Source organism: Sedimentibacter sp., from assembly GCF_033447055.1.
Lineage (GTDB): Bacteria > Bacillota > Clostridia > Tissierellales > Sedimentibacteraceae > Sedimentibacter.
On record NZ_JAWQJF010000116.1, the window covers coordinates 15,752 to 27,717 of the forward strand.

Here is an 11,966-nt window from a genome sequence, read left to right on the forward strand (position 1 = left end):
TTTGGAGGTTTTTTTTGCTGTCCAGCGAAATTTTTATAAATAAAGAAGGTGTTCATTTTTGGAAAACATGATATAATATTTAAACGATGGGGAAACAATAGAAAAGCGATAGAGAAGCGATGTAAAAATTATTTTGAAACAATAGTAACGGAGGAATTTATGCCTAAAATATTAGTGGTAGATGACGAAAGACCGATAGCGGAAATAATTAAATACAATCTTCAAAAGGAAGGCTTTGAAGTACAAACAGCCTATGATGGAGAAGAAGCTCTAAAAATGGTTCATAAATTGGATCCTGAATTAGTTATCCTTGATATCATGCTTCCAAAGAAAAATGGATTTGAAGTTCTTAAGGAAATACGAATGGAATTTGTGATGCCCGTAATAATGCTTACTGCAAAAGAAGAAGAAAATGATAAAATAACCGGATTAGAACTTGGAGCAGACGATTACATTACTAAGCCTTTCAGCAATAAGGAGCTTGTTGCGAGAGTTAGGGCAAACTTAAGAAGGGTTAAACTGTCAAATATAAATGAAGAAATTAAGTCGAAAATCATAAATGTCGGTAAATTGACTATAGATATGAATACATATGAAGTAAGTAAGGAAAGTCAAATCATAGATTTGACTAACAGGGAGTTTGATTTGCTAAAATACTTATTTCAAAATTCAGACAGGGTATTTAACCGGGAACATCTTTTAAAAGAAGTATGGGGCTATGAATTTGGTGACTTAAGAACAGTGGATGTAACCGTGAGAAGACTGAGAGAAAAAATCGAAACAGAAGATGATAAATACATAATTACAAAAAGAGGAACAGGATATTATTTCAAGAGCAAATAGGGAGAAATTATGTTTAAAAGTATTAGATGGAGATTTATCTTAATTTATTTTTTGTTGGTTTTTCTTGCTATGTCCATAGTAGGAATTTATATTGTAAATCAACTGGAAAAAATACAGTTGGATATGAATTCGAAAAATATGGATTCAAGAATAAGATTTGTAATTAAGAGTTCTGATTCATTAAAGTCAGATAATTGGAACGAAAACATAGAAGAAATTCAAAAAAGTATAAATAGCATTCAAATAAGTTACAACGAAGATATGTATATAATATTAAACGACGAAAAGAAAACAATTATTGCAGGCAGTGTGGCAGAAGTAATTGGACAAAGTGCGTTTAATACAAATAAAGTAAACAATTATATACTCACTAAATCAATGAATGGAAATCCAGCGCACATTGCTCCGCCTGAAGAATTTGATGGAGAAGAAAACTCTAGATTTTATCACATGTGTTATCCTGTTTACACGGATGGGAATATTAAAGGTTACATATATTTTGTAAATAATATTGAGTATATTTATGATACAGTAAACGAATCCAGAGATATATTGACTAAAGCAACTGTAATTGCATTGACAATTACAATATTTTTAGGGCTTGTATTGTCATCGACAATAACAGGTCCAATTAAAGCTCTTACTGTAAAAGCAAAACAAATGTCCCAAGGTGACTTTGATCAAAAGGTTGACGTAAAATCAAATGATGAAATTGGACAGCTTGGAACAATGTTTAATTTTCTCATAGATGAACTTAAAAAAACAATGTCCAAACTTCAGCAGGAAAAAAGCAAAATGGAAACAACATTCAAATATATGGCGGATGGTGTTTTGACAGTGGATATATCCGGCAACATTATACATGCAAATCCCGTTGCTAAAAATTTATTGTCCTTAAAAAATGAAGAGGTAAATTACGACGTAGCAATAGCAGAAGTAAAAGCAAATATGTCTTTGACAGATTTACAGAATAAAAATTTCCATGGCACCGATATTTTAGAACAAAACGGAGAAACATATAACATAGATTACGCACCTTTTATGAATAACAAAAATGAAATCGGGGGCGTAATTCTTGTGTTTAAAGATATCACAGAACAATACAAAATTGATAAGCTGCAAAAAGAATTTGTTGCTAATGTTTCGCACGAATTAAAAACACCTATTACAACAATAAAAAGTTATACAGAAACACTGCTTGATGGTGCTTTAGAAGAAAAACAAATAACAGAAGATTTTTTGAATGTAATAAACTCTGAAAGCGATCGAATGTCAAGGCTTGTAAGTGATTTGTTAAGACTTTCAAGAATGGATTATGAACAGATGAAATGGAAAAAAGATAAGCTTAACATAAATGAAATGGTAAGTCAGGTTTTTAAGAAGCTTCAAATACAGATTAAGAACAAAAATATACAAATACATTTAGGACATATATCTGAAGATTTGAATATTAATTTTGATAGAGATGGTTTTGAGCAAATACTTTTAAATATTGCAGGAAATGCAGTCAAATATACCCCGGACAACGGAAATATATGGATTGATGCTGTAAGAGAAAAAAATAAAATTGTTGTAAGTGTAAAAGATGACGGTATTGGAATACCTAAGGATGATCAAACAAGAATATTTGAAAGATTCTACCGCGTAGACAAAGCACGAGCAAGAGAATTAGGTGGTACCGGTCTTGGTCTTTCCATAGCAAAACAAATAGCTGAAGCACACGACAGTACAATAACAGTAAAAAGCGAAATAAATAAAGGAACAGAAATAATAATAACTATTCCGGACTTCCTTTAATTATTAAGAGGCATATTTATGACACAGAGTAAAATTAAAAATATAATATTATTAGCAATGGTAATAATATGCGTTTATTTGAGCAGTAACGTATGGCTGCAGCTTCCGGATTTTTTGCATTATAATATTGAAGCGGATGAAAAAAAGCCAGACGAAATTGTTGCTGCAGATATATGGAATGTAGTAAGACCAATTAAAAATATTATAAAATATAATGATAACTATACAATTACTTATACAGATGAAGATGACATGTGGGGAAAGACCGTCTACATTATAAATGATGCTTTTGAAAATTTCGAAGACAGCAATGTTACAGAATTTGCAGTATTTCCATCAAATTATTTGAAATTTGATTTCAGTACAGGTATTCCCTCGGAAATATTTACAGGAAATATGAACATTGAAAATGAAAATATTATAAATACTTTAAAAAATATAAAAAATGTTATTATAGATTTGGAAAATTTAAATTCAATATATTTTTATAATGGTGAGAACACGGTAAAAATAGAAAATGAAAATATTAATGCCCATGATGTAGTTAATATCGTAAAAAAAATAGATTTCAAAAATGAAACACAGTATTCTTTTGATCGAAAAATAGGAGAGAAAACAATTCAAGTACCTGTTCCTCTTGAACAAACAGCGCTTAATCCTGTATTAGTTCAGTCGGAGCTTGATGTGTTTGATTCGGAAAAAATAAACGAAATTGCAAAAGATTATTTTAAAAAAGATTACGATTATGTAAGAAAGTCCGTTGAAGTAAGTGGAAATTTGGTTTATATGTACAGGACGCAGAAAGTTCTTAAAATAAACGATGAAGGATTGCTGGATTTTTATGATGCAACAATGGAACCTAGCAATGTAACTGATGTTTATGAAAGTTTTGTTGCAGCGGTAAATTTTACTAATGAATTTTTAGGATTTCCAAAGGATGGATATTTAAGCAAAGTCGAAAGTGTTCATTACGATGGAAGTTATGGATTCAGATACACATTCGCTTATAAAATATTAGAAAGGCCAATTTTATTTAGCAAGGTCAGAGATAATTCAGCATTACAAATCGATGTTGTAGGGGACGATGTGGTTTCATACAAAAGATTTATAAGAAACATTGATGATTCCAAAATGGATAAAATGAATGAAACACAGATACTTCCTGCACTGGATGTAATAAACAAAAATTTGGATATGCAAAACAATACCGAGACAGTAGCAGATGAAGTAACGGAACTGAAGCCCCTTAAACCAGATATGATAAAAGATATAAGCAACATATATCTTGGCTATTTTGATTTATCAAGAGTATCAAAGGAACAAGTTTTAAGAGTTGTGTGGGTAATTGAAGCAGGAAATAAAAGTTATATATTTAATGCCAAAACAGGTACATTGATAGAAGAGTGGTAAAATTTAAGAATGTGAGTGATAATATGGATTGGAATAAGTCAAATACTATACTTATAGTTGCCTTTGTTATTTTAAATATTTTTCTGCTTGTATCATTTTACAATAACAGCTTTTCTGAAGAATACAACGTTATGTCAGATGAACAATTTGTTATGAGTGTAGAAGAACTTTTAAAGCAGAAAAACATTACAATTAATTGTGATATACCAAAAGACACATACATACTTCCCGTGCTGGACACCAATTATGAAATGATAAAAGTTAACAATGAAATTGTTAATCAGTACTTGGGAGCAGGAGTTGAAGCTGTTAAGGATGTGTTTGTATATAATAACGAAAAAGGTGAAATGCTTGAAATTATTGATGGGAAAAAATTAAGATTCACTATAAGAGACAAGGTTCAAGGAAAAATAGAAGATGAAGAAAATATTATAAAAGAAATTAATAATTTTATTAAAGACAAGAATATAGATGCATACAGTTACAATGAAAGTTTTAAATATATTTCTGATGACGGTTGTATGTATATGTATACTCAAAAATTCAATGATTACTCTATTGACAATTCGTATATGAATTTTTTTGCAGATGCAAAAGGAATTTACAAATTTGAGATGCAGCAAATAACATCAATGACGGAAATCATGGGAAAAGTTCGTGCAGTTCCAGCCATTGAAGCATTGACGAGGCTTTTAACATATGATGAAATTAAGGATAAAGAAATTACAAATATTGAAATTACTTATTATAGTAGAGAAGATGAAAATTGGTATAAAATAACGAGAATAAATTCCGATCCAACTTGGAAAGTTGAATTCAGTGACGGAACTCAGAAACATTTATCAAGTTTAGATTAAATATTGTTATATTGTTACTTTTTTGAGATATTGTGATGTTAATAAATAAATTAATATGTTGAAATAATATTAAAAATAATATATTATTGTATAATGAAAAAAATTACAGATGAAATTAAATATACCATTATCGGTTAATATAAAATATACAGAATTGAGGAATTGTTTATGTCTAAGTTTGTTATAGAAGGCGGAACAAAATTAAAAGGAAAAGTAAACATCGGAGGATTTAAAAATGCAGCTGTCGCTATAATACCAGCGACCATACTGTGTCCGGGTAAATGCATAATTCAAAATGTTCCTAAAATAGAAGATGTCAATGTATTTATGGATATACTGAGAGAATTGGGTGCGGATGTTGGATATATCGATGAAACTTCCATATATGTAGATTCGTCAAAAATCAGTGAATGCTATTTGAAAAATGGTCTTTCAAAGAAAATGAGAGCATCATATTATTTGCTTGGAGCAGGATTAGGTAGATTTAAAAAAGCATCATCACTTCTTCCTGGAGGATGTGACATTGGAAACAGGCCAATTGACCAGCATATTAAAGGATTTGAAGCACTTGGTGCTACCGTTGACATAACTCCTGAAGGAAGAGTGAACGTACAAGCCGACAAGCTTGTTGGAGCAAAAATATACCTGGATGTAGTGAGCGTAGGAGCAACTATAAATATTATGCTTGCAGCTGTTTATGCTGAAGGCAAGACAATAATAGAAAATGCTGCAAAAGAACCTCATATTGTTGATACAGCAAATTTTTTAAATTCAATGGGAGCTGATATCAAAGGAGCCGGAACGGACGTAATTAGAATTAATGGAGTAAAAGAACTTACAGGATGCACATACAAAGTAATCCCGGATCAAATAGAAGCTGGCACATATATGATTGCAGCTGCAGCTACTAAAGGTGATATTATCATAGATAATATTATACCGAAGCATCTTGAGCCTGTAACAGCAAAGTTAAAGGAAATGGGAGTTGGCATAGAAGAATACGGAGATTCAATGAGAGTTTTTTATGAGAATGAACTTGTTCCTGTAAATATTCAAACATTGCCGTATCCTGGATTCCCCACAGATTTGCAGCAGCCTATGACTGTTTTATTGTCATCTTTAAATGGAGAAAGCGTAGTAGTTGAAGGGGTATCCGAGGACCGATTTAAATATGTGAATGAAATCATAAAAATGGGTGCTAATATAGAGTTTACAAAGAAGCAAGCAAAGATAAAAGGTAATCTAGAACTAAAAGGAACGGTGGTACAAGCTACTGACTTAAGAGCAGGAGCAGCCCTTATAATCGCAGGACTCATAGCTAATGGTTTAACTGAAATTATTGATATACAACATATTGACAGAGGATACGAACATATAGAAAATAAATTTATGAACTTAGGCGCGAAAATAAAAAGGGTCAAAGCTGAAGATTAGTTTAAGGGGCAGCAATATGAAAAAGTCAATATTAATACCAGACTCGTTTAAAGGAACTTTAAGTTCCAAGGAAATTTGCAATATACTTGCAAAAAGTATTAATAAACATTTTCCGGAATGCCAGATAATATCAATTCCAGTTGCCGATGGCGGTGAAGGAAGCGTTGATTGTTTTTTATCAGCATTAGGCGGAGAAAAAATTTATGAAACTGTAAAAAATCCATATTTTGAAGATATGCAATCATTTTATGGAATAATTAATAACGGTGAGACAGCTGTAATAGAGATGGCAAGTTGCGCAGGACTTCCATTAGTAGAAGATAGTAAAGACCCAAGGAAAACTTCAACATATGGAGTTGGTCAGTTGATTCTGGCAGCAGCAAACAGAGGATGTAAAAAAATAATAGTTGGTCTTGGTGGGTCAAGCACTAATGATGGAGGTACAGGAGCGGCTGCAGCCATAGGTGTTAAGTTTTATAATAAATGGGGCAATGAATTTATACCCGTTGGCGGAACATTAAAAAATATAGAAAAAATCGATGTTTCAGGACGGTCTAAAGCAGTTGAAAACATAGAAATAGTTTCAATGTGCGATATTGACAATCCTATGTATGGTCCTACAGGAGCTGCTTATGTTTTTGCACCTCAAAAGGGAGCCGGCAAAGATGTTGTTGCAGAGCTTGACAATGGGCTTATAAGACTTTGCAAACTAATAAAAAGAGATATAGGTATTGATTTAAAGGATGTTCCGGGCGGAGGTGCTGCTGGAGCAATGGGTGCAGGCATGATTGCATTTCTTAATTCAAAGCTTCAAATGGGTATTGAAACGGTGCTGGATGCAGTCAACTTTAATGAAGTGATAAATGATGCTGACATGATTTTTACAGGAGAAGGAAAAATTGATACTCAAAGCTTAAGAGGCAAGGTAGTAGTTGGAGTTGCAAAAAGAGCAAAGATTAAAAATGTACCTGTAACTGTTATAGTTGGCGGTGCTGATGATGAAGAATTAGCTCAAGCATATGAAATGGGAGTAACATCCATTTTCACTATTAACAGACTTCCGGAGGATTATAAAATAAGCAAATTAAAAAGCAAAGAAAATATGGAAGCAACAGCTGATAATATAGTAAGACTTATTAAAAGCTTGAAATAATCATATGCATATATTAAAAAATAGGGGGCAGAGAATGTTTCGGTTTGATGACTTAAAGTACTTGAAAGTAGATCTTCCTGAAGACATACTGAAATTGAAATTCAATGGAAATTTCGAAAGAGCAGTTAAATTAATTGATTTTCGGCTTGAAAAACAAATTCCTAAAGCTATGAGGGTAAGACTGGAACTTGAGAAGGAAATAATAACAACAATAAAGGGAGAATATACATATTCCTTCGAACAAGCTTTTAAAAAAATGCAGGATAATATCAAAGATTTTACTGAAGAAGAATTAATCAAGCTTCAAGAAGAAGGACATGCAGATTGGATTTTAGTCGATGGAAATGTAAAATTTAATGATAGTTTTTATGACTCATTGGTTAAGACCAGGACTGATTTAGAAGCAAGACTTATTAATAAACAAGAAACGACTCATGAAAGGCAATTTATAGATGACAACGTGAAAGACATGAAGGAAAATGGCGGTGCTTCATACTTTATTCATTTAACAACATCTGTAAAAGTTAAAAAAGAAGCAGAAAGAATCGGAGAAAAAATCAAAGTTCACATGCCCCTTCCCATAGATTGCCAGCAGTCCAACATAAAAATAGTAAAAACAACTCCTGAAGCAAATTTCATAGCGCCTGAAGATTATCCTCAAAGAACCGCATACTTTGAAACAGTACTCACTGAAGATCAAGAATTTTCAGTAGAATATACATATGAGAACCATTTGAAATATTATAATCCTGATTCATCTGCTGTAGCTAGCAGTCAGCCGGTATTTTGTACAGAAGAATTAGAACCTCACATTATGTTTACTCCTTACATAAAAGAGTTGGCACAGGAAATAATAGTAGATGAAACAAATCCTTTAATTAAAGCTAGAAAAATTTATGACTATATTACTCAAAATGTTAAGTATTCATATATGAGAGCATATTCAACAATTATAAACATTCCAGAATATGCAGCACTTAATTTAAAAGGAGATTGCGGAGTTCAAAGTCTTTTGTTTATTACATTGTGTAGGTGTGTTGGAATTCCAGCAAAGTGGCAGTCAGGTTTAGCTGTAACTCCATATAAGATAGGCCCTCACGATTGGGCACAATTTTATATTGAACCATTTGGCTGGCTTTATTGCGATCCATCATTCGGAGGAGGAGCTTTAAGAAACCGAAATATAGAAAAATGGAACTTTTATTTTGGAAATTTAGATCCGTTCAGAATGATAGCAAATTCAGAATTTCAACATGAATTCAATCCTCCTAAAAAATATTGGCGTCATGATCCATATGACAACCAAGTTGGAGAATGTGAATATGAAGACAGAAGTATTAGAAGAGAAGAATACACAGTAAGTTATCAACTTACAGATATACACAAAATATAATATGTAGGAGGGCGTTGCCCTCTTTTATGATAGCTGGAGGAATTATGTTTGAAACAGATGGTTATGCAAAACAATTTACAGACATGATGTCTGATGGTTTTATCTTTATTGACAGCAAAGGAATAATTCAAATATATAATAATAAAGCTAAAGAAATTTTTGGAATTGAATGTGATTATAGCTACAGTCACGGTTCAGGAAAAATTGAGAAGGGTGATATAATAGTTATTGCAGACAGCAGTATAGGTAAAGATGACGGTAATCTTAAGCCAGATGCGTTAAAGTGCATAGGTGTAAATGACGGCAACATACAAAAGGGTGATGCAATCGTTGCTATAGGAACCTTTAATGATGACAGGCGAGAAATTTCTAAATATGCTTACAGCAAACAGTTTGAAAATGCTCAGAAACTTGAAATGAACTGTAATTATAAAGATATTAGGATTTACGGATGCGTAGGTTTTACCAGTGGTATGGCAATAATCGAAGTAAATGACGATAAATACACGTTTGAATATGCCAAGTGCATAGGACATATTGTTGTACTAGACGGTGAAACAAAAAAAATGAAATTTTATCAAACTAAGGGTTACACATACAGAGGAGAGGCTATAAATGACCTTCTCATGGGTAAGACATTTAGTTCTAAGGGCAAAGAATCAGAGTTTCATGGAGTTATAGGTAAGAATGTATTTGAAATACATAGTGGTAATTCTACAATTAAAGAATTTTACGATGCGGCAATTGGAAATGATATTAGTTATATAAATGAATATAAGGAAATTAATGGCAGGCCCACAATTTGTTCCTTGATTCCTGTCAATAAAGGAAGTCGAAGAACAGGGGCTGTTTTAAAAATTAAAGACATTTCCGAAATAAAGAAAATAATTAAAGAAAGAGATGAAGCTCTGAAAGATCTTTATAGAATCAAAAGAAAATTAAGCGATGATGAAACAACAATCAATCTTCTGCCAAGCTTTGTTGGTGATAGCAATGAAATAATTAATATTAAAAAGCTTGCATTGAAAGCATCAAAATCAAATTCAACAGTACTGATTTTTGGGGAGAGCGGAACAGGAAAAAGTATTTTGGCTAAAGCTATTCACGACAATAGTAGTTATAAGGATAATCCCTTTTTAGTAGTTAATTGCAGTTCTATACCTGAGACATTGCTGGAGAGCGAATTGTTCGGATATGAGGGAGGAGCTTTCACAGGGGCGAAATCATCCGGAAAAATAGGTTTTTTTGAATCAGCTCAAAATGGTACATTGTTTTTAGATGAAATAGGCGAAATATCCATGCCTTTGCAGGTAAAGCTCCTTCAAGTTCTTCAGGATAAGACATTTTACAAGGTAGGTGGCAGAAATATTATTAAGATGAATGTAAGAATAATTGCTGCAACAAATAGAAATCTTGAAGAGGCTATACAAAAGGGAATGTTCAGAGAAGATTTATATTACAGAATTAATGTTTTTCCTATTTACATACCACCTTTAAGAGAAAGAAAGCAGGATATATACACGTTGGTAAATATCATATTACCTAAGGTTTGTGAGAGAATGGGATGCGAAGAAAAGGGAATATCAGGAGAAGCTCTGAGACTGTTATCAGCTTATGATTATCCAGGAAACGTCAGAGAACTGGAGAATATACTTGAGAGAGCAGTAAATCTGGCAGAGGGAAAAACAATCTTTTCAAAACATCTTGCTCTCAAGAGAGGCAGGCAGTACAAAAAAGTCAGTATCGGAGAATTGAAAACGTTAAGAAGCATCGTTAATGAAACAGAAAAAGAGGCAATAGAGGATGCAATAAGCATAAGTGGGGGCGATTATAAGGAAGCAATGAATTTACTCGACATAAGCAAGACTTCCTTTTATGAAAAGGTTAGGAAATATAAAATAGATATATAATTCATTCCGCAAAACAGGAATTTTCCTATTTTGCGGAATTTTATATCGGATTGAAAAATAAGTGATTTTTTTAAAGCTTATTTAATTAAATTATTTTAGTTCAGAAATCAGGAATATGGAGAAATAAATAATAAATAAGCCACACATTTTTTGCTGAAAATACCAACAAGAAGCATTGAAATTTAAAAGAAAAATTTTGTGAAAGTTTTTTGTTCAAACTCTTATTATTGGTATGTAAATTGCTTTGTTTTTTAATAGTAATAGTTAATTAATGTTATAAGAAGCATAAAATATACAGAGAGGAGAAAGATACAGGGATTTGTAAGTTCCCGCAAAATTTACTGGCTACAAATAAAACTTAAGATTGGAGAACGAAAATGATTAATGGAATTTGGTTAGGTTTAATTGTTATTGGAGTTATAGTAGGTATTTTTACGGGTAATGTTCAGGCGGTTACTGACGCAGCTATAAACTATGCTGGTATAGCAGTAGAAATAGCCATAGGACTTATTGGAATGATGACTTTATGGCTGGGAATCATGGCTATTGCAGAAAAAGCAGGTTTAATAAAAGGATTGGCGAAGGCGTTAAGCCCTATTACGAAAAGACTATTTCCAGAAGTTCCTGAGGATCACCCTGCAATGGGAGCAATGATAATGAATATTGCAGCTAATATTCTTGGATTAGGAAATGCAGCTACACCTTTTGGTCTTAAAGCAATGGAGGAACTCGATACTTTGAACGAACACAAGGGAGTTGCAACCAATGCAATGGTAATGTTTCTTGCAATAAATACATCTTCTGTTACCCTTTTACCTGCAACTGTCATAGGGTTAAGAGCTTCAGCAGGTTCAGCAAATGCAACTGAAGTAATTGGACCAGTTATTCTTGCTACAACAATTTCAACAGTTTCAGCAGTAATACTTGCTAAGTTGTTTGAAAAGATGAAAAGATATAAAGTTGAGAACTATATAGAAAAATCAGACGCTAAAAACGTACAGGAGGGATAGTATGCTGCAGACAGTTTTAAATACAATTTCACTATATGCAATACCTGTTATATTGTTGGGAATACCATTGTATGGTTATTTTAAAAAGGTCAAGGTTTATGAAGTGTTTGTAGTTGGGGCAAAGGAAGGATTTGACACAGCAATAAGAATCATACCTTA

9 protein-coding genes and 1 pseudogene are annotated in these 11,966 nt (G+C 32.3%); all 10 read left to right on the forward strand.

Features of this window, described 5'->3' with window-relative positions:
* Positions 1-159 precede the first annotated feature (159 nt).
* Entirely contained in the window at positions 160-843 is a 684-nt protein-coding gene (locus SA378_RS07960; protein ID WP_318525456.1) for a response regulator, read from the forward strand.
* A gap of 9 nt (positions 844-852) precedes the next feature.
* The gene (locus tag SA378_RS07965; protein ID WP_318525457.1) at positions 853-2,640 is read left to right on the forward strand and encodes an ATP-binding protein; all 1,788 of its coding nucleotides are present in this window, start codon (positions 853-855) and stop codon (positions 2,638-2,640) included.
* Positions 2,641-2,658: 18 nt separating this feature from the next.
* On the forward strand, positions 2,659-4,050 hold the full coding sequence (locus SA378_RS07970; RefSeq protein WP_318525458.1) for a hypothetical protein: 1,392 nt from the start codon (positions 2,659-2,661) through the stop codon (positions 4,048-4,050).
* Positions 4,051-4,073: 23 nt separating this feature from the next.
* On the forward strand, positions 4,074-4,907 hold the full coding sequence (gene yycI / locus SA378_RS07975; protein ID WP_318525459.1) for a two-component system regulatory protein YycI: 834 nt from the start codon (positions 4,074-4,076) through the stop codon (positions 4,905-4,907).
* Positions 4,908-5,075: 168 nt separating this feature from the next.
* Positions 5,076-6,341: a UDP-N-acetylglucosamine 1-carboxyvinyltransferase gene (locus SA378_RS07980; protein WP_318525460.1), complete on the forward strand. Its 1,266-nt coding sequence runs from the start codon at positions 5,076-5,078 to the stop codon at positions 6,339-6,341.
* 16 nt (positions 6,342-6,357) lie between these two features.
* Positions 6,358-7,494, forward strand: a complete 1,137-nt coding sequence (locus tag SA378_RS07985; RefSeq protein ID WP_318525461.1) for a glycerate kinase — start codon at positions 6,358-6,360, stop codon at positions 7,492-7,494.
* A 34-nt stretch (positions 7,495-7,528) separates the two neighbouring features.
* Positions 7,529-8,887: a transglutaminase-like domain-containing protein gene (locus SA378_RS07990; protein ID WP_318525462.1), complete on the forward strand. Its 1,359-nt coding sequence runs from the start codon at positions 7,529-7,531 to the stop codon at positions 8,885-8,887.
* Positions 8,888-8,931: 44 nt separating this feature from the next.
* Positions 8,932-10,797 carry a sigma-54 interaction domain-containing protein gene (locus SA378_RS07995; RefSeq protein ID WP_318525463.1) on the forward strand — a complete coding sequence of 622 codons (1,866 nt, stop codon included), beginning with the start codon at positions 8,932-8,934 and terminating at the stop codon, positions 10,795-10,797.
* Positions 10,798-11,174: 377 nt separating this feature from the next.
* Positions 11,175-11,807, forward strand: a complete 633-nt coding sequence (locus SA378_RS08000; protein WP_318525464.1) for a nucleoside recognition domain-containing protein — start codon at positions 11,175-11,177, stop codon at positions 11,805-11,807.
* A gap of 1 nt (position 11,808) precedes the next feature.
* Positions 11,809-11,966 (forward strand): annotated as a pseudogene (locus SA378_RS08005) (spore maturation protein); the annotation flags it as partial.